Source organism: Micromonospora sp. NPDC005087, from assembly GCF_042872965.1.
Taxonomy (GTDB): Bacteria; Actinomycetota; Actinomycetes; order Mycobacteriales; family Micromonosporaceae; genus Micromonospora.
Map to the genome: position 1 here is coordinate 22,565 of NZ_JBIALB010000016.1, position 19,628 is coordinate 42,192.

At 71.8% G+C, this 19,628-nt stretch carries 14 protein-coding genes and 1 pseudogene; 9 read left to right on the forward strand and 6 right to left on the reverse strand.

Annotated elements, in window-relative coordinates; all coding sequences use genetic code 11:
* Window positions 1-239: 239 nt before the first annotated feature.
* The 3 genes from ACFYPS_RS28605 to ACFYPS_RS28615 all read left to right on the forward strand — a co-directional run bounded on the left by ACFYPS_RS28605 (window position 240) and on the right by ACFYPS_RS28615 (window position 6,399).
* On the forward strand, window positions 240-2,546 hold the full coding sequence (locus ACFYPS_RS28605) for an immune inhibitor A domain-containing protein (protein WP_354967347.1): 2,307 nt from the start codon (window positions 240-242) through the stop codon (window positions 2,544-2,546).
* 324 nt (window positions 2,547-2,870) lie between these two features.
* Window positions 2,871-5,264: an immune inhibitor A domain-containing protein gene (locus ACFYPS_RS28610; protein WP_354967369.1), complete on the forward strand. Its 2,394-nt coding sequence runs from the start codon at window positions 2,871-2,873 to the stop codon at window positions 5,262-5,264.
* Window positions 5,265-5,466: 202 nt separating this feature from the next.
* Window positions 5,467-6,399 carry an alpha/beta hydrolase gene (locus tag ACFYPS_RS28615; protein ID WP_354967346.1) on the forward strand — a complete coding sequence of 311 codons (933 nt, stop codon included), beginning with the start codon at window positions 5,467-5,469 and terminating at the stop codon, window positions 6,397-6,399.
* Window positions 6,400-6,403: 4 nt separating this feature from the next.
* Here ACFYPS_RS28615 and ACFYPS_RS28620 read toward each other — a convergent pair whose 3' ends face one another.
* Together ACFYPS_RS28620 and ACFYPS_RS28625 are read right to left on the reverse strand one after the other, a co-directional pair.
* Window positions 6,404-6,769, reverse strand: coding sequence for a hypothetical protein (locus ACFYPS_RS28620; protein ID WP_354967345.1), 366 nt, complete (start codon window positions 6,767-6,769; stop codon window positions 6,404-6,406).
* A complete protein-coding gene (locus ACFYPS_RS28625) occupies window positions 6,766-9,711 on the reverse strand; it encodes an SseB family protein (protein WP_387328439.1) in 2,946 nt (981 codons plus the stop codon). Before ACFYPS_RS28625 ends, ACFYPS_RS28620 begins: the two co-directional genes overlap by 4 nt.
* 152 nt (window positions 9,712-9,863) lie before the next feature.
* Here ACFYPS_RS28625 and mycP point away from each other — a divergent pair.
* Window positions 9,864-11,083: pseudogene (mycP, locus tag ACFYPS_RS28630) on the forward strand (type VII secretion-associated serine protease mycosin).
* Between the two features lie 112 nt (window positions 11,084-11,195).
* Here the strand turns inward: mycP and ACFYPS_RS28635 are convergent.
* Together ACFYPS_RS28635 and ACFYPS_RS28640 are read right to left on the reverse strand one after the other, a co-directional pair.
* Entirely contained in the window at window positions 11,196-11,489 is a 294-nt protein-coding gene (locus tag ACFYPS_RS28635) for a WXG100 family type VII secretion target (protein ID WP_354967343.1), read from the reverse strand.
* 23 nt (window positions 11,490-11,512) lie between these two features.
* On the reverse strand, window positions 11,513-11,833 hold the full coding sequence (locus ACFYPS_RS28640; RefSeq protein ID WP_354967342.1) for a WXG100 family type VII secretion target: 321 nt from the start codon (window positions 11,831-11,833) through the stop codon (window positions 11,513-11,515).
* A gap of 288 nt (window positions 11,834-12,121) precedes the next feature.
* Between ACFYPS_RS28640 and eccE the strand changes: the two genes are divergently transcribed.
* From eccE to rarD, 4 genes are all read left to right on the forward strand, one after another.
* Window positions 12,122-14,062 (forward strand): type VII secretion protein EccE, encoded by a 1,941-nt coding sequence (gene eccE / locus ACFYPS_RS28645; protein ID WP_387328444.1) that lies wholly within the window; start codon window positions 12,122-12,124, stop codon window positions 14,060-14,062.
* 61 nt (window positions 14,063-14,123) lie between these two features.
* Window positions 14,124-14,510 (forward strand): phage holin family protein, encoded by a 387-nt coding sequence (locus ACFYPS_RS28650; RefSeq protein WP_354967340.1) that lies wholly within the window; start codon window positions 14,124-14,126, stop codon window positions 14,508-14,510.
* A gap of 117 nt (window positions 14,511-14,627) precedes the next feature.
* Window positions 14,628-15,104, forward strand: coding sequence for a GNAT family N-acetyltransferase (locus tag ACFYPS_RS28655; protein WP_354967339.1), 477 nt, complete (start codon window positions 14,628-14,630; stop codon window positions 15,102-15,104).
* Between the two features lie 17 nt (window positions 15,105-15,121).
* The gene (gene rarD, locus ACFYPS_RS28660) at window positions 15,122-16,048 is read left to right on the forward strand and encodes an EamA family transporter RarD (RefSeq protein ID WP_354967338.1); all 927 of its coding nucleotides are present in this window, start codon (window positions 15,122-15,124) and stop codon (window positions 16,046-16,048) included.
* A 7-nt stretch (window positions 16,049-16,055) separates the two neighbouring features.
* On the opposite strand, the gene ACFYPS_RS28665 is transcribed toward rarD, so the two are convergent.
* Both ACFYPS_RS28665 and ACFYPS_RS28670 read right to left on the reverse strand, forming a co-directional pair.
* A complete protein-coding gene (locus ACFYPS_RS28665) occupies window positions 16,056-16,754 on the reverse strand; it encodes a zf-HC2 domain-containing protein (RefSeq protein WP_354967337.1) in 699 nt (232 codons plus the stop codon).
* Entirely contained in the window at window positions 16,751-17,266 is a 516-nt protein-coding gene (locus ACFYPS_RS28670) for a sigma-70 family RNA polymerase sigma factor (protein ID WP_354967368.1), read from the reverse strand. The genes ACFYPS_RS28665 and ACFYPS_RS28670 overlap by 4 nt, the downstream gene beginning before the upstream one ends.
* A gap of 240 nt (window positions 17,267-17,506) precedes the next feature.
* Here ACFYPS_RS28670 and ACFYPS_RS28675 point away from each other — a divergent pair, with 240 nt between their 5' ends.
* Window positions 17,507-19,621, forward strand: a complete 2,115-nt coding sequence (locus ACFYPS_RS28675) for a PhoX family phosphatase (protein ID WP_354967336.1) — start codon at window positions 17,507-17,509, stop codon at window positions 19,619-19,621.
* Window positions 19,622-19,628: the final 7 nt, after the last annotated feature.

Consider the following 19,628-nt stretch of genomic DNA (forward strand, 5'->3'; position numbering starts at 1 on the left):
CCTCATAATCCCGTGCAGAATTGATGATCTTGATAGAACCGTGATGTAAATAGTTGCCTGAGGCCACGACTATCTGGTCATGATTTGTCGCCCCAGAACCCTCCAAAACCACCTTCGGCCCGCTTGATCGACTCGTGACAACCGGCCGGACTCTCTGTAAAGGTGTGTGGCGCACATCATGACAGTGATTGCTTCGACGTTCACTGTCATGTAACACAGGTCCACAAAGGAGGAGACCTTTGAGGAGACGAGTCACAGCCGGTCTGGCCACCGCCACGGCCGCGCTGCTGGCGGCGGGAGTCGTGGCGACGCCGGCCTCCGGCGCCCCGGCGGCGAACCCGACCCCCTCATCCGACAAGGCGGAGCACGGCCGGGACAACCTCCCCGACCCGAAGGCGGATCAGCAGCGGGAGATCCGCAAGCAGGCCATCGCCGACCTGCTCTCCGGCAAGGCCAAGCTGGAAACCCGCAACGGCTCGAAGGTCATCAAGATCAAGGACCGGTTCGTCGAGTACCAGCAGCCGCCGAAGGTCGACCCGATCTTCACCATGCTGGTGAACTTCGGCGACAAGACCGACCCGCGCACCGGCGGGGCAGCCGGCCCGGTGGTCGGCCAAATCCAGGAGCCGGACCGGAACTGGGACGGCGGTACCACCGACGACAACAGCACCTCGTGGTCGTCGAACTACGACCGCCAGCACTACCTGGACATGTTCTACGGTAGTAGCGGCGAGTCGATGCGGGACTTCTACCTGAAGCAGTCCGGCGGCCGCTACACCGTCGGCGGCGACGTCAGCGACTGGGTCACCGTGCCGTTCAACGAGGCGCGGTACGGCTCCAACGCCATCCCCGAGAGCGACGGCTCGTGGAACTTCGTCAAGGACAGCGCCACGTCCTGGTACGACGCCCAGGTCAAGGCCGGCAAGACCCCGGCCCAGATCAAGGAGTACCTCTCCCAGTTCGACATCTGGGACAGGTACGACTTCGACGGCGACGGCGACTTCAACGAGCCCGACGGCTACATCGACCACTTCCAGGCGGTGCACGCCGGTGAGGGCGAGGAGGCCGGCGGTGGCGCCGAGGGCGAGGACGCCATCTGGTCGCACCGCTGGGGTGCCTTCACCGACCTCATGGGCAAGGCCGGGCCGGCCGGCAACCTGGCTGGTGGCGTGCAGATCGGCGACACCGGCCTCTGGATCCGCGACTACACCACGGAGCCGGAGAACGGCGGCCTGGGCGTGTTCGCCCACGAGTACGGCCACGACCTCGGCCTGCCGGACCTGTACGACACGGCCGGCGGCGACAACGGCGTGGGGTTCTGGAGCCTGATGTCCTCCGGTTCGTGGCTGAGCCACGGCAAGGACGACATCGGGACGACCCCGGGCTACATGGACCCGTGGTCGAAGCTCTTCCTCGGCTGGCTGAACCACTCCACGGTGGAGTACGGCAAGGGCACCTCCCAGGTGACGCTCGGGCCGGCCGGTGACAGCGATGGGCCGAAGGCCCAGGCGGTCGTCGTCAACCTGCCGCCGCAGGAGCAGACCAGCACCTACAACACGCCGTTCGGTGGGTCGAACGAGTGGTGGGGCGGCAGCGCGGACAACCTGAACAACAGCCTGACCCGCCAACTCGACCTGACCGGCGCCAGCTCGGCCTCGATCAACGCCAAGGCCTGGTACGACACCGAGGAAGACTACGACTTCTTCTACGCCGAGGTGTCGACCGACAACGGCGCCACCTGGGCGTCGCTGAGCAGCCCGCTCAATGACGTCGGGGAGACCGGTCTCGACGGGTCGTCCGGCGGCAAGTGGGTGGACCTGGACTACGACCTCGCGGCGTACGCCGGAAAGGCCATCCAGTTGCGCTACCGCTACCAGAGCGACGGCGGCAAGCACCTGGCCGGCGTGTTCCTGGACAACATTTCGCTGGTCAAGAACGGCACGGCGGCGTGGACCGACGACGCCGAGACGCTGGCCGCCGAGTGGACCGCCCGGGGCTTCACCCGGATGGGCGGCTCGGTGACCGACTCGTACCCCCGCTTCTACATCGCGGAGAACCGGACCTACTTCGGGTACGACGACGCCCTGCGGACCGGTGGGTACAACTACGGCTTCACCAACACCCGGCCGAACTGGGTGGAGCGGTACGCGAACCAGCCCGGCATGCTGGTCTGGTACGTGAACTACGCGTACGGCGACAACAACACCTCGGAGCACCCGGGGTACGGCCTGGACCTGCCGGTCGACGTCCGCCCGGGCGCGATCACGGTCAAGGGCCAGGGCACCATCACCAACCGCCGTAACGGCTTCGACGCGACGTTCAGCCGGTACGACAAGCCCGCCCAGACCTTCCACCTCAACGGAGTGCCGGTCACCCTGCCGAAGCTGAAGGCCAACCCGGTCTTCGACGACAGCGCGGTGAACCGCTACTGGACGGCGGGCAACGAGCAGAACTCGGTGAAGGTGGCCGGCAGCGGCACTCAGATCGAGATCGTCAAGCAGGGTAAGAAGCCGACCGATGAGATGGTCGTGCGGATCAGAAACTGATCTTCAGGTGGGTGGGTGGGGCCGGTGGCGGAGACGCCGCCGGCCCCACTGTCGTATGCCCGATCGCATTGATCGAAATACGTCACTAAAAGCGCCTTCGGCCGATCCATGCTGGTCAGCGTCGCTGATGAAGCGCAGGGGTGTGACGGTGAAAAGCATTCCCAACAAAATCTTGCAATAAATCGACGCGCCCGTCTTCCCACCCGTCCCGGCAGTGTCTATGTTCACCATTGGTCCCACTAGTGGGATCGATCTATCACCGGCCCGTACCCCTGTTTGGGCCGGGTTCCCTCACACCGGAGGTACCACGTGCGCAAAGTCGCAGTGGGTCTGCTCGGGCTCTCACTGACGGCGACAGGCCTGGCGTTCGGACCGTCCGCCAGTGCCGCGCCGCAGCCGAAGTTGCCGACGGCCGCTCCGTCGGTCGCCGAGCCCGCCTATGCGGACCACGACCTGCCGAACCCGTTGGAGGACAAGCGGCGCGCGCTGCGCCAGGAGGGCCTCAGCGAGGTCCTGTCCGGCAAGTCCAAGGCGGAGAAGGTCAACGGCAGCACGGTCGTCAAGGTAGGCAAGACCCAGGCCGACGGGGTCACCGCCCGCGCGGCCAAGGCGGGTGCGGCCAAGACGAAGGATCAGTACGTCGAGCTCTCCCGGGAGCGGACCGACAAGATCTTCGTGATCCTCGCCGAGTTCGGCAACGAGCGGCACCCGAGTTACCCGGATCAGGACACTGACCCGAACACCGCTGGTCCGACCCGCTTCGATGGGCCGCTCCACAACGAGATCCCGGCTCCCAACCGGGCGGTGGACAACTCCACCGTCTGGCAGCCGGACTTCAACGCGGACCACTACCGGCAGGTGTACTTCGGCACCAACCCAGGTGACGAGTCGCTGAAGCAGTACTACGAGGCCCAGTCCTCGGGTCGCTACAGCGTCGACGGTGAGGTCACCGACTGGGTCAAGGTCCGGTACAACGAGGCCCGCTACGGTCGTTCCGGCGGCTACCCGTGCGCCTCGAACGTCTGCACCAACACCTGGGCCCTGGTCCGGGACGCCGCCAACCAGTGGGTCGCCGACCAGAAGGCCTCGGGTCGCACCGACGCCCAGATCGCCGCCGACGTCAAGTCGATGGACGAGTGGGACCGGTACGACTTCGACTCCGACGGCAACTTCAACGAGTCGGACGGCTACATCGACCACTTCCAGATCGTCCACTCCGGCGGTGACGAGGCCGACGGTGACCCGCACCAGGGTGAGGACGCCGTCTGGAGCCACCGCTGGTACGCCTTCGCCTCCGACCAGGGCAACACCGGTCCGGTCAACTTCCCGGCCGGCGGCACCCAGATCGGCAACACCGGCGTCTGGATCGGCGACTACACGATCCAGCCGGAGAACGGCGGCCGTAGCGTCTTCTACCACGAGTTCGGCCACGACCTCGGTCTGCCGGACGACTACAACGTCGTCAGTGGTGGGGACAACAACAACGAGCACTGGACCCTGATGGCCCAGAGCCGGCTCGGTGCCAAGAACGACGACGGCATCGGCGAGCGCGGCGGCGACCTCGGTGCGTGGAACAAGCTCCAGCTCGGCTGGCTCGACCACGAGACGGTCGTCGCGGGGCAGAAGCGCACGCTGACGCTCGGCCCGCAGGAGTACAACTCGCCGGAGGCTCAGGGCGTCGTGGTCGTCCTGCCGGATCGTGAGTACACCTTCGAGAACGGCGCGCCGTTCGAGGGGACCCAGCAGTTCTTCTCCGGCAACGAGGATGACCTCAACAGCTCGATGACCCGGACGCTGGACTTCACCGGGAAGTCGTCGGCCTCGCTGTCCATGAAGGGCCGCTACAGCATCGAGGCCGGGTTCGACTACATGTTCTTCGAGGCATCCCTCGACGGGGGCCAGACCTGGACGACGCTGCCCGGCACCGCCAACGGCCAGCCGCTGCAGGAGATCTCCGCCGGGCGGTACGCGCTGGACGGCAGCAGCAACGGCCAGTGGGTCGACATCAACATCCCGATGAACGTGGCGGCGGGCAAGGTCGCGCAGTTCCGGCTGCGCTACCAGACCGACGGCGGTGTGTCCGAGGGTGGCTTCTACGGTGACGCCATCACCGTGACCGCTGACGGCCAGACCGTGCTCTCCGACGGCGCCGAGACCGGCGCGGCCGGCTGGGCCCTCGCCGGTGGCTTCGAGGTCGTCGCGGCCACCTACACCCGCGAGTTCGACAACTACTACATCGCGGGCACCCGGTCGTACACCTCGTACGACAAGTACCTGAAGACCGGCCCGTACTTCTTCGGCTACGCGAACACCCGGCCCGACTGGGTGGACCACTACGCGTACCAGGAGGGTCTGCTGATCTCCTACTGGAACCTGCGGTTCGCGGACAACGACACGTTCGCGCACCCGGGTGAGGGTCGGAACATGATCATCGACGCGCACCCGCGGCCGATCTACAACCTGACCGGGGCCGCGTGGCGGGCCCGCGTCCAGGTCTACGACGCGCCGTTCAGCCTGAAGAAGGCGGACTCGTTCACGCTGCACCTGAACAGCCAGGCGCAGTACATCCGCGGTCAGGCCGCGGAGCCGCAGTTCGACGACACCCAGAAGTACTGGTACGCGGAGCTGCCGAACCACGGCGTCAAGCTCCCCGCCACCGGAACCAAGATCAAGGTTCTGGAGCAGGACGGCACCTCGATGAAGATCCGGATCAGCTGACACTGATCCCGCACCAACCAGCGACGCCCGGGCAGGTCACCTGCCCGGGCGTCGCCCTTTGGGTGACCTGCCGCACGCGCCAGCATCATCACTCGTTGACCCGCCCCCGGCCACTCGTGTCGGTAGGGGACAACCCGGGCTTCCCCCTGTTCAAGGCGACCACCAGGGCCGTCGAAGGCGACCGAGTCCTAGGCTGTCTGCCATGACCGACCAGCGCGGCGGAGCCGTCGACGAGTCCTGTGTCCTCACCGAGGGGCCGTGGACGCACCGCTTCGTCGGCGCCAACGGCACCCGTTTCCACGTGGTCGAGGCCGGGACCGGGCCAATGGTGCTGTTCCTGCACGGCTTTCCGGAGCACTGGTGGGCGTGGCACCAGATGCTGCCGGCGGTCGCCGACGCCGGCTTCCGCGCGGTCGCGGTGGACCTGCGCGGCTACGGCGCCAGCGACAAGCCACCCCGGGGGTACGACGGCTACACCCTCGCCGCCGACATGGCCGGGCTGATCCGCGCGCTCGGCGAGCGGTCGGCGACCCTGGTCGGCAGCGGCGTCGGCGGCATGGTCGCCTGGACGGTGGCCTCATTCCACCCGTCGTTGGTTCGCCGGCTGGTGGTACTCGGCGCACCACACCCGCTGCGGCTGCGCGCCGCCATCTTCGCCGACCCGCGCGGCCAGTTCGCCGCCTCCACCCCGGCGCTGAAGTTCCAACTCCCCCGCTACGAGCACGTGCTGACCCGGGACGGCGCGGCCGCCGTGGAGGAGATCCTGCACCGGTGGGGCGGACCACGTTGGGTGGCCGGGCCGGACTTCGAGGCGTACGCCGAGCGTTGCCGGGAGGCGATGCGCATCCCGCAGGCCGCGTTCTGCGCACTGGAGGGATACCGCTGGGCGTTCCGCTCGCTGCTGCGCCTGCACGGCTACCGGTTCGTCCGCCTCATGCAGAAGCCGCTGGTCACTCCGACGCTCCAGCTGCACGGCGCGTTGGATGTCGCCGCCCTGCCACGTACCGCCCTGGGCTCCGGTCGGTACGTCGTGGCGCCGTACGAGTGGCGACTGCTCGACGGGGTCGGGCACTTCCCGCACCTGGAGGCACCGGAGCTGGTGCTCGGCGAGATCCTGCGTTGGGCCAAGTCCTGACCGGTCAGACCCTCTGCTCCCGCAGGTCGGTGACCTCGGCGGCCGGCGCCCAGCCCTGGTAGACGCCGAAGTCGAACACCTCCAGCCGCATCGCCTCGGCCACCGGCCAGCGGCCACCGGTGTATTCCACACGCAGCCAGGCGTCGTGTTCGCCGAGCACGATGAACGGCTGCCCCTGCCAGGTGCAGGTGGTCCGCACGTACGCCAGGTCGTCGATCTCGCTCGCCGGCAGCACCCGCACGTACCGGCCGGCGCGGACCTCCTCGAAGCCCTCACCCGGCTCCGGCTGGTAGAGCCGGATGTCATCGCCGTCCGGGCTGGCCTGGTATTCCCGGCCCTGCCAACGGGCCACGTAGCCGTCCCGCATCATGCCTCACCGACCCGTCGCCACAGCACCGCGTCCGTGTCGAGCACCGCGACCACCCGTTCGGTGCCGTCCGCGCCGACCCGCCAGAGTTGCGCGCCGTACGGCAGCCGAGCGCTGTCCACCTTGAACTCGGCCACCACGTCGCTGCTCTCGCCCGGCGCGAAGCCGTTGCCTCGGAACGGCGAACGCTCAATGACCCAGCCCTCCATCGCCCGCATCGCCGGCTCGTTCTGACCCCCGTACGGAATCCGGTAGAGGCTCGGCCGGTGCGCCGGCCAGCGCAGCACGTAGATCTCCTCGGCGTCCCGCGCGAACGGCGAGCCCGGGTAGCTGAGGCCCAGCGCGTCGTACAACTGGGCCGGCGTGGTCAGGTGCGCCAGCTCCCCGGCCCGGTGCACGAAGCCGGAGACCCGGTCGTACCCCCGATCCAGGTAGTACGCGAGCTGGCTCGGTGCGATCGCCTTCTGCATCACGGTCGGCCGGGCGGGGTCGACCGCCGCCGGGGCGTACCGGGGGCGGGCTGCGGGCTCCGCCTCGACCGGCTGCTCCTCCGGGTCCACCTCCAGGTCGTCGCCGAGCCCCACCTCCGCGGCCCAGTTCGCCAGCGCGACGATCTGCTCGCCGGGCAGCTTCGCACCGACCGGGGTGCCGGGGTTGACGGCGAACGACCAGTCCTCGTCCGGCCAGCGCCGGATCAGCTGGGCGAACTTCACCCGGACGATGTCGACATCACCGTCAACGTGGTCGGCGAGACGCTCCGGGGACGTGTAGACCACGACGTACGTCTCGCCGTCCAACTGCCCGGTACGCCATACGAAACCCGGGTCGCCCGGACGGCTGCCGCGCACCGAGTCCGGTGCCGCCGGCAGGAGCACGCGGGCCAGCAGCAGGGTGGACAGGAAGGTATCCGTGCTGCCGGCGCCGGCAGCGCCGAGCAGGTCCTCCTCCACCGTGTTGGCGGGCAGGAACTCGACCGGGGCCGAGGCCTCCGCCGGCGCGGGCTGCCCGTCGCCGACCGGGACCGGGCGGTGCCCGATGTCGTCGGCGTCGGGCCGCGCCGACTCCGGACCGCTCTCCACGTGAGGTCGCGGCGGTTGGCTGCCGAGGTCCGGGCCGACCTGCTCGCCGCCGACGTCGCGGCCGGCCCGATCCGTGCCGTTCATGCCGACGGGTGTTCCGCCGAGGTCGGCGGGATCCACCCCGCCCGGACGGACACCGACCGGGTCGTCGACGCGCACACCACCCAGCGCCGCGTCCGCCGGACCACCCTCACCCGGACCACCCACGCCCGAACCGGCCTCCGCCGGGTCGAACGGACGCGGACCGGAGGGCACCGGGCCGTACGGACGCGGGCCGAACGGGGGCGGGCTGGAAGGCGGTGGGCCGAACGACGGCGACGCCGCGGAGTCCGGGCCGGAAGGGGACGAGCCGAACGACGACGGGGCGGCGGACTTCGGGCTTGGCCGCGCGGTCGCGTCGGCCACGCTGCTCGCCTCGACCGGTTCGGTGAGGTCGCGGGACTCGATGATGGTGCCCTCGATGACGATGGGCGTGAAGCCGCGGCGCGGCGCGGGCGGGCCGGAGACCGGTTCCGCGATGGACGGAGGCAGCTCCTCCACCGGCTCGAACCGGCCCGGGTCGCCGGGCCGGCCGCGCGGGATCGCCTGCGTCTCGTCGGCCGAGGGAGCGGGCCGGGTCAGCGGCGGCTCGCCGGTGGCCCGACCGGGCGACCGGAAGGCGCGGGTCGGCTCCTCGGCGAGCGGGGCCGGCCGGTGGGGCGGCAGGGGCTGGGTGGGCTCGTCGTCCGGCGCCGGTGCGCGTACTCCTCTGGAGACGCCCGGGTCACCGGCTGGCGGCCGCAGCGGCCGGGTGGCGTCCGGATCCGGCATCGGAAAGGCCACGGTCGCGCCATCGCCGGCCGGTGCGTCGGCGGGACGGCGACGCGGAAAGGGCTGGCTGCCCCGCCCGAACCGGGACGGCGGCACCGCGCGGTCGCCGGGTCGGCCCCCACCCGAGGTCGGACCGGCCGCCCGATCCCGGCCGGACGCAGGTTCGAAGAAGGAACGCCCGCCGCTCTGGGCGCTGCCGTTGCCGACGGCCGGGCCGTCGACGTCGGCGCCCGGCCGACTCGGAGGCGGCCAGGCCGGGCCGGGAGCCGGCTGGTCAGCCGGGACGACACCGGGGTGGTCGGCGGGCTTCAACGGCGCGAACCGGGACGCGGCGGGCCGGCTCGTGGGTATGGATTCGGCGCCCGGACCGCCGGGTCGGGGCGGGCCGGTCGGGTACCGCTGACCGGCGGCGGGCATGTCCTCTCCGCGCCGCGACAGCTCACCCGGGCCCGGCGTTCGGGACGACGTGCCGGGGGCCGCCGGAGCGCCCATTCGGGGCACCGCGCCACGCGTCGGCGCGGGCCGCCCGGGCGGGGTCGCCACCGGGTCGGGCCCGGGCGACGTGGATCCCGGGGCGGTCGGAACGTCGCGACCGGTCACACCCGTCCTGGACCGGGCCAGGGTCTCCGCGCGCTCCAGCCGGGCGCGGGCACCCATGGCGCGGCCGGGCAGCCGGACGTCACCCCGGGAGAGCTGGGCGACGAACCAGGCCGGCAGGTATCCCTCGACGGGCAGCCCTGGGTTGACCGCGAGCCACCACTCGTGGTTGGGCCAGCCGACCGCGAGTTCCGTGAAGGGGATGCGCCGGTTGCTGCCGGGGTGCTCGCCGAGGCAGGTCCGCAGCGCGGCGGCGGAGGTGAACGCCAGCACGTGGGTCCGGCCACCGGTGGTCCAGGTGCCCCAGCCGGGGGGTGCCTGACCGGGCGGTGCTGGCGCGGAGACCGGCAACAGCAGATCGGTGCGGGACAGGAGCCGGAAGTACAGCTCCTGGTCGTTGGCGCGCAGCGCGTCCCGCATCGCCACCTCGGCCTCCGTGGCCGGCTCCCATTCGGTCACGGCCACCTCTCCTTCCGAGAACAGGCCACAGGTATCGCGTACAACCTACAAGGTGGTATCAAGATCACAATGGCTGGCCGTCGGCGGTCTGCCGGGACGCCCGTGAGGCGATAACATCCCGTCCCGGAGCCGACACCATACGGAGGCCGTCGATGTCCCGGTCGATTGCGCGCCCGGTCCTGGCAGGGTTGGCGGCCACCCTGCTGACCGGCGCGGCCGCCCCGGCCGTCGCCGCCGGTGCCGCACTTCGAGCGGCTCCGGCCTGCGCCACCCCACTCGCCCCCGTACGGCCGGTCACGGCCCTGCCCTGGCCGCAGCAGCGGTACGACCCCGCACGGCTCGCGCCGCTGGCCACCGGCGCCGGGGTGACGGTGGCGGTGGTCGACTCCGGGGTCGACCGGGCGCACCCCCACCTGGTCGGGCGGGTGCTGGCCGGCACCGACCTCCTCGATTCCGGCGGAGACGGCCGCAGGGACTGCGCCGGTCACGGCACCGGCGTGGCGAGCATCATCGCCGCGGCACCACACGACCCGGCGTCGCCTTCCACGGCCTGGCGCCGGGCGCCCGGATTCTGCCGGTGCGGGTGAGTGAGCAGCAGGTGGTGCAGGGGCGCGAGTCGGGGCGTACGGTCAGCGCCCGCGAGTTCGCCCGGGCCATCCGCTGGGCCGTGGACCATGACGCCGACGTGGTGAACCTCTCCGTGGTGCTGTACGTCGACGACCCGGAGGTCCGCTCCGCCGTGCGGTACGCGGTCGACCGGGACGTGGTGCTGGTGGCCGCCGCCGGCAACCTGCACGACAGCGGGAACCCGCGTCCGTTCCCCGCCGCGTACGACGGGGTGCTCGGTGTGGGTGCGATCGGGGCGGACGGCGGGCGGGCAGGCTTCTCGCAGACCGGCCCCTATGTCGATTTGGTGGCACCGGGCAGCGAGGTGCTGACCGCCGCGCCCGGCCAGGGCCACCACCGGGTCGAGGGCACCAGCTACGCGACGCCGTTCGTGGCCGCCACCGCGGCGCTGCTGCGCCAGTACCGACCCGAACTGACCGCCGCCCAGGTGGCGGAGCGGATCGTCGCCACCACCGATCCGGCACCCGGGGCGGGCGGCGGGTACGGCGCCGGTGTGCTGAACCCGTACCGGGCGGTCACCGAGACCGGTGGCGGGCGACCGGCCGGCCCTCGGACGGTCGCCGCGCTCGCCGACGACCGGGCCGATCCGGCGCTGGTCGCGCGCCAGGCTCGTCGGGCGACGGCCCGGGACCGGGCCCTGCTGGTCGGCGCGGTGATCGGCACGACGGCGGTCACGGTGGTGCTGCTCGCCCTGACGCTGCCCCGGGGTGCCCGCCGACGCTGGCGGCCCGCCGACCCGGCCTGACCCTCGCACCCGACCGCCCCGCTCCCCGATCAGGCGCGGCCGGAGCGCCGACCCACACACGGTCAGCGCTCGCGGCCCGCCTCGACCAACCTCCCTGGACAGCACATCTAGGTCACTGGAACAGCCCGGTGTTCGTCTTCTCGGTGTCCAGATAGTCGGCGGCCGAGTCGTTCACCGCCAGCCTGATGTCGCGCAGCATCGCCTGAAGGTCGTGCGAGGCGGACCGCCACCGCGCCTGGCGCTGCTCATACGCCTGCCGGGCCTCGCCGGCCCAGCTCGCCACCAGCGGCGCGGCGTCCCGTTCGAGCTGGCCGAGCTGCGAGTCGCGCGTGTTCAGCGCCTTCTGGATGTCCACGCCTGCCTGCTGAAGCGCGGCGAAGTTGACGACCAGCACACCGTGGTCCATCGGATCTCCCTCCCGAGCGGGGGTCAGAGCGGCAGCTGGATGCCGCCGCGGTTGGTGCCGGCCACCCGGCTGGCCGCCTCGTCGTCCGAGACGTCGTACTTCCGGCCGGCGGTGCGGATCGCTCCGGCGGTTTCGCGCAGCGCCCGGTGCAGCGCGGCCTGGTCCTGTGACCACTGCTGCTTGACCTGCTCGAACGACCGCCCGCCGGCGCCGCGCCAAGCCTGCTGCAACACCTCCAGCTCGGCCAGCAGGCCGGTCAGCATGGACTGCAACGACTGATCCACCTGCTCGAACTTCGCGGCGGTCTGCTGCATCACCGCGGATTCTGCCTGAGTCTGGGACACCCGGACGTCACCTCGTTTCCTCGGTCGTGACTGGCCGTCGACGCGCCCACCCTGGGGGTGCGCCGCTCGCGTGGCCCGGTCGTCGAGCACGGTGGACGCGGGTCAGCGACGAACTTCGTGGCTGACGGTAGCGGCCCGGTTGCGGTTCTGCTACCCCTCGCCTCTCCCCTGTGGACAACCACGACGGACATCGGTCGCTTACGATGTGCCGCAGCCACGTAGCGGCGTGTGACGAGCCGCGGGAGCGGCCGACCGGCCGGCGCGGTCCACACTCCCTGAGGAGGCGCGGTGCCGGCGACAACCACCGGAGGGTCGCAATCGGCGACTGCGGTCGGGCCCGGGCCGGGTGTTGTCGCGCCAGCGATCGGGCAGGGAATTGGCCCGCCGGGGGCCGGGGCGGGCGGGTCCAGCGGCACCGATGCCGGAGTCGCCGAGCGGGGCAGCCCCCACCGCCGGCCGCCGATCGCCCGCTGGGCCTCCGTGGGTCGGCGCGGGGGCACCGGGGTACGCGCCGGTCAGCTGGTCACCGGGCAGGTCGCGGTGGCGCTCGTCCTCGCCGCCCTGGGCCGGGGCGTGCCGGTCACGGTCGCGGCCCTGCTGGCGGCGGTGCTGCTGGTGGCGACCGCCTGGGTCCGGGTCCGCGGTCGGTGGCTCTTCGAATGGCTGGCCATCGCCGCCGGGCACCTGACCCGCCGGCGCGCGCTGGCCGGGCCGGCGGGCCCGGCGGAGCTGCTCGGCCTGATCGCCCCCGGCACCGTGGTCCGCTCGACGGAGTTCTCCGGCGGGCCGGCCGCGGTGCTGGAGGACACCGGCGGCATGGTGGCGCTGCTGGAGCTCGGCGATTCCGGCGACCTGCTCGGCGACGCGTCCCGGGCCGTCCCCACACCGTCCGCGCTGCTTCCGCCCGTTGGGCCGGACGTGCCGCCGCTGCGGATTCAACTGCTGCTCGCCGGGACGCCGGCCCCGGTGCCGGCGGCGGGCGGCACGGTCGGCACGTCGTACCGGCAGCTCACCGACGGGCGGCTCGCCGGGCGGGAGAGGGCGGTGCTCGCGGTCCGGGTGCTGCGGGTGGACGGCTGGTCCGAGGAGGACCTGCGCCGGGTGCTCGCCGGCACGGTACGCCGGATCGTCCGCCGGCTCCGGCCGTTGACCGCCCGGCCGCTCGGTGTGCCGGCGGCGCTGCGCGTCCTGGTCGAGCTGGCCCACCACGACGGCCATCCGGTGCGGGAGTCCTGGCCGGCGCTCCGGTCCGGCGCTCTCCTCCAGGCCACCTTCCGCCTGAGCCGCTGGCCGCGCGCCGACGGTGCGGGCGCGACCCGGCTGGTGCCACGGCTGCTGGCGCTGCCGGCGACCGCGACGACGGTCTCGCTCTGCGCGGGCCCGCCGCCGGTCAGCGGCACGACGGGGGTGCCGACCGAGCTGACCGTACGCCTGGCCGCCGGAACGGCGACGGAGCTGACCGCCGCCGCGGAGGCGCTGGACCGGCTGGTGACCGGCCTTGGTGGGGAGCTGAGTCGGCTGGACGGCGCGCACCTGGCCGGGCTGGCCCGCACGCTGCCGCTGGCTCTCGCGACGCCCGGTGCGCAGTCGCGGCCCGCGCTGGACGACTGGGAGCTGACCCTCGGCGGGGCGGGAATGATGGTCGGCACGAACCGGCACGGTGGGGCGGTCACCGTTCGGCTGTTCCGGCCGGAGAGCACCCGGGTGCTGCTGGTCGGCGGGGTGCGTGCCGCCCAGTTGGTGGCACTGCGCGCGATGGCGCTGGGCGCCCTGGTGGTTGTCCAGACCGGACGCCCCCGCGCCTGGGAGCCGTTCGTCCGGGGCGTGGGCGCGCCGGGCGGGACGATCCCGCTGATTCCGCCGGGTCCGCCGGTCGCCGACGGGGTGGGCACGGCGCTGCGGCCGTTGCTGCTGGTGGTCGACGCCGGGCCGGTGCCGGCCGACGCCGAGCCGGGTCCGCCCTGGCGGGCGACCCTGGTGGTCCGGGACGAGCTGACCCCGGCGGACGTGGACGCGCTGACCCGGGCCGACCTGGCGGTGCTGCAACCGCTGGACGCCACCGAGGCCGCGCTGGCCGGCACCGCGCTGGGGCTGGGCGGCTCGGCCGAGTGGTTGACACGGATCCGGGACGACATGGTGGCCGTGGTGAACCGGCGTGCGCTGCGCTGGGCGCTGCTCTCCCCCACCCCGATCGAGGCGCAGCTCATCGGACGGCCCGCGCGACGCTGAACCGATCCGATCGTCGATCGGCGGGTTACGCCGCTGCCCGGTCCGTGGCACGATCCCCGCCATGGGTTTTCTGAAAGGGCTGCTGATTCGGCTGGCCACCACGGCGCTGGCCTTCTGGCTGGCCACACTCCTCATTCCGGGCATCACTCTGGAGTCGAACTCCACCGTCGAGACGGTCACCACGCTGCTCCTGGTGGCGGCGATCTTCGGCGTGGTCAACGCGGTGCTCCAACCGATCATCAAGACCGTCGGTTGTGGCTTCTACCTCCTGACCCTGGGTCTCATCGCGCTGGTGGTGAACGGGCTGCTGTTCCTGCTCACCAGCTGGATCGCCGACCAGGCCGGGCTGCCGTTCTCGGTGGACGGCTTCTGGCCTGCCGCCGTGCTGGGCGCGCTCTTCGTGAGCATCGTGACCTGGATCCTCGGCGCCATCCTCGACCGGGACTGACCAGGATCGACCCGGACCGCCCGGGGCCCCGGCCGTGGCCGGAGCCCGGGCGGTCCGGTGACCAGAGTCCGGGAATTGGCCGGCGCGGGGGCCGGCCCTGGCGGCTAGCGTCATGCGGTGTTCTCGCTGACCCGCTCCGACGGCCACCTGCTCAGCACCGATCCCGCCCGGCTCGATCTGGATCGGTTGCACCGGTGGCTGTCCACCGACGCGTACTGGGCACTGGGCCGGGACCGGGAGACGGTCGTCCGGGCGTTCGCCGGCTCGCTGCCGTTCGGCGTCTACCGGCCCGGGGACGGCCGCCAGGTGGCGGTGGCCCGGGTGGTCACCGACGGCGCCACGTTCGCCTGGCTCTGCGACGTGTACGTGGACCGCCCCGCCCGGGGTCACGGGTTGGGCGGCTGGCTGGCCGCCGGCGTCCGCGACCACCTGGCCGAGCTGGGCGTACGCCGGATCCTGCTCTGCACCAACGACGCGCACGAGGTGTACGCACGGGTCGGTTTCGCTCCCCTGGACGAGCCCACGCGATGGATGCAGCTCGACCGGCGTCCACCGGTGACCCCGGTCACCGGAAAGGAACAAAGCGCGGTTTGACCCCTTACGGTGAAGGCGTGACGTCACTCCGCCTGGGATACCTCTACGGCCTCGGCGCGTACCTGCTCTGGGGCTTCTTCCCGCTCTACCTCAAGCTGCTGCGACCGGCCGGTCCGCTGGAGATTCTCGCCCACCGGATCGTCTGGTCGGTGGTCTTCGTGGCCCTGCTGCTGGCCGCGCTGCGCAACGTCGGCTTCCTGCGGGCGTTGCTGCGCCGGCCCTGGGCACTGGCCGGAATCGTCGTCGCCGCAGCCCTGATCGCGATCAACTGGGGCACCTACATCTACGGGGTCAACTCGGACCGGGTGGTGGAGACCGCGCTCGGCTACTTCATCAACCCGCTGGTGGTGGTGCTGCTCGGGGTGACGGTGCTGCGGGAGCGGCTGCGCCTGGCGCAGTGGGTGGCGCTGGGCATCGGCGCGTCGGCGGTCGCGGTGCTCGCCGTGGACTACGGCCGGCTGCCCTGGCTGGCCCTGACCCTGGCGTTCAGCTTCGGCGGCTACGGCCTGATCAAGAAGCGGCTCGGGCTGCCCGCCGCGGAGGGGCTCTTCGTCGAGTCGGCGGTGCTGGCGCTGCCCGCGCTGGGCTACCTGGCCTGGCTGACCCGGCGTGCCGAGTCGACCTTCGGGCAGGTCTCGGCCGGGCACACCGCGCTGCTGGTGCTGGCCGGCGCGGCCACCGCAATCCCACTGCTGCTCTTCGCCGGGGCCGCCAACCGGCTGCCGCTGACCAGCCTCGGCATGATCCAATACCTGGCGCCTATCCTCCAGCTCGGCTGCGGTGTGCTGATCTTCCACGAGCCGATGCCACCGGCCCGCCTCGCCGGCTTCGCGCTCGTCTGGCTCGCCCTCGTCGTCTTCACCGCCGACGCCGTCCGCCAGTCCCACCGCACCCGCGCCCACGCCCGCGCCGCCACCCCTCGCACCCCCGTTCCCGCACCCTGATCCGGGGTCAGGGGACGGCGTAGGACAGGACCGGGGTGCCGTCGGCACGTTGAAGTTCGACGCTGACCAGCTCGGCGTCTGTGAACCGGGTGGCGCCGGTGAACTGCAGGGCGTCGCCCGGCGCGGCCAGCCAGGAGCCGATCTGCTCGGTGGCACCGTCGGGCCCACGCGCCACCAACCGGAAGGTGTACGCCTTGCCGTAGCCGGTCCGCGGGTCGTACCCGCAGCGCATGGTCACCTCGGTGCCCCAGTCGGTGCCGGTCAGCCCGATCTCGGCGTGCACCGGCCCGGCGGCGGCCACCGGCCGCATGGCGACCATCGACACCTGCGGCCCGGGATTCCCCGGAGAACCCGGGGTGCCACGCAGCACCGTCGCGGCGCCCACGCCGACCACCAGCGCGAACGCGGCGGCGACCAGCCCGGTCAGCGCGTACCGCCGGCGGGTTGCCCACCGCTCACGCCGCCGACGGGCCCTGGCCTCCTCGATCAGCGCGGGCACCCGGGGCGGGGCGGGTGGCGGCAGGAACTGCTCCAGACCCGCCGGGTCGAGACGACCGAGCAGCCCGGGCAGGACGGCGATCTCGGCGACCGCGTCCCGGCAGGAGGCACAGCCGGCAAGGTGCCGCTCGTACGCCGCCCGCTCGGCGGGGGCCAGGGCGCCCAGCACGTACGCGCCGTCGTCGTGCGCGAACTCGCACCGGGTCATCCCGTCACTCCCATCTCAGCCAGGACCAACCGTAATGACCGCAGCGCGTAGTGGGTGCGGGACTTCACGGTGCCCGGCGGCACACCGAGCCGGGACGCCGCCTCGGCCACCGACCGCCCCTGGTAGAAGCACTCGACCAGGACCTCACGGTGGGTCGGGCTGAGCCGGTTCAGCGCCTCGGCGACGGTCCACGCCTCCACGGCGCGCTCAGCCTCGTCGATCACCTCCGGCGGTTCCGGTATCTCGTCGGTGTACACCTCACCGACCCGGGTGGACCGCCGACGCCAGGCGTCGATGGCGAGGTTGCGGGCGGTGGTGAAGAGCCAGGCCCGCACCGAGCCGCGTCGCGGATCGAGCGACTCCGGGTGCCGCCAGGCCCGCAGCAGCGTCTCCTGCACCAGGTCCTCAGCCCGCTGCCGATCCCCGTTGACCAGCCGGAGGGCGTGGGCGTACAGCGCCTCCGCGTGCTCGTCGTGCAGCGCGCGCAGCAGTTGGGCGTCGTGGTCGCTGATGGCGGTCTCCTCACTCCCGGCGCGCGTCGGGCGGTGCGTCCGCTCGTGAATACGTGCGGTCACGCCGATCGGTTCAGCCCGAGGTCAGACCGGTTACGTGCGGTTGGCGCCCGCGGAGGTGTTCACGCCTGGTTCACATCGCGGCCGACGACCGCTCACCGCGTCCTCCTAGCGTCCGGCTGGTACGCCCGGCCATCGACTGATCCCGCGTGCCACCGACCTTCCCAGGAGGCTCCTTCCATGAGCGACCGTCCCCGGCTGCTCCCGCTGTTGGGTGCCACTCGCCACGGCAGCCGTGACGCCATGACCTGTCTCTACCGCTGCGGAAACGCCTGTGACCACCCGGTCCCGAACACCTCCGACAACGCGTACTTCGGTGATGTGGTGAACGCCGAGGTCTCACGGCGCGGCGTGGTCCGGGCCGGCGCGGTCGGCGCGCTGGTCCTCGGCTTCGGTGGTGCGGCGGCCGGCGCGGCGCCCGCCATGGCCGCCCCCGCGATCCCGGACGTCCCGGAGGCGTTCGGTTTCGGACGCCCCAGCACCGGTGTCGGCAGCGGCGCGCTGACGTTCAAGCCGATCCCGCCGAACAAGTTGGACACGCTGGTCGTGCCGAACGGGTACGACCACGCCGTGGTCATCAAGTGGGGTGACCCGGTGGTGCCGGGCGCGCCCGAGTTCGACGTGCACCGGCAGACCGCCGCGGCGCAGTCCCGGCAGTTCGGCTACAACAACGACTTCGTGGGCGTGTTGCCGCTGGACAAGCGCGGCAACCGGGCGCTGCTCGTGGTCAACCACGAGTACACCAACGAGGACCTCATGTTCCCGGGCTTCCCGGGTTTGGACGGGCTCTCGGTGGAGCAGCTGCGCACCGCGATGGCCGCACACGGCATGTCCGTGCTGGAGATCGAGCGGGTCGCCGGCACCGGGCAGTGGAAGCCGGTCGACAACGGCCGTCGGCCGTACAACCGCCGGATCACCGCGCTCGGCACCAGGTTCGACCTGACCGGCCCGGCGGCCGGCTCGGCCTGGCTGAAGACCGCCGCCGACCCGAAGGGCCGTACGGTTGTCGGCACGCTGAACAACTGCGCCGGCGGCGTGACCCCGTGGGGCACCGTGCTCTCCGGTGAGGAGAACTTCAACCAGTACTTCGTCGGCGCCGACGGGGCGCCGGCGGAGCTGAAGCCGAAGCTGGACCGCTACGGCATCAGCACGGCGTCCCGCTACCCCAGCGGCAGCCGCAAATGGGAGCGCGCCGACGAGCGCTTCGACCTGGCCAAGCACCCCAACGAGGCGCACCGGTTCGGCTGGATCGTCGAGATCGACCCGTTCGACCCGGAGAGCCGCCCGCGCAAGCACACCGCGATGGGCCGGTTCAAGCACGAGGGCGCGAACGTGATCGTGGCCGGGGACGGCCACGTGGTCGCGTACATGGGCGACGACGAGCGGTTCGACTACCTGTACAAGTTCGTCTCGGACAACAGGTTCATGAAGGGCAACTCCTGGGCTGCCCGCAAGCACAACCTGACGCTGCTGGAGTCCGGAACCCTGTACGTGGCGCAGCTGGACCAGACCAGCGCGGCCGAGATCGACGGCTCCGGCAAGCTCCCCGCCGACGGCGCGTTCAACGGCCGGGGCCGCTGGATCAAGCTGGTCAGCGGCAACCGTTCGTTCGTCGACGGGATGACCGCCGCGGACGTTCTCACCTTCACCCGGCTCGCCGGCGACAGGGTCGGCGCGACCAAGATGGACCGCCCCGAGGACGTCGAGCCGAGCCTGCTCACCGGCAAGGTGTACGTGGCGTTGACGAACAACACCAACCGGGGCGTCGGCAGCAGCCCGAAGGCCGACGAGGCCAACCCGCGGAACGCCAACAAGCACGGGCAGATCCTGGAGCTGGTGGAGGACCGCGGCGACAACACCGCCGAGACGTTCGCCTGGTCGCTGCCGATCGTCTGCGGCGACCCCACCGACCCGTCGACGTTCTTCGCCGGGTACGACAAGACCAGGGTCTCCCCGATCTCCTGCCCGGACAACATCGCCTTCGACGCCACCGGAAACCTGTGGGTCTCCACGGACGGCAACGCGCTGGGCAGCAACGACGGTCTCTTCGCCACCGCGGTGGAGGGCCCGGAGCGTGGGCACCTCAAGCAGTTCCTGACCGTGCCGCTCGGCGCGGAGACCTGCGGCCCGTTCATCACCGGCGACAACCGCTCGGTCTTCGTCGCCGTGCAGCACCCGGGTGAGATCACCGGGGCCTCGGTGGAGAACCCGGCCTCCAACTGGCCGGACGGCGACTACGCCAAGCCCGGCGTGGTGGTCACCTGGCGCCTGGACGGCGGCCCGGTGGGCAGCTGACGTTGCT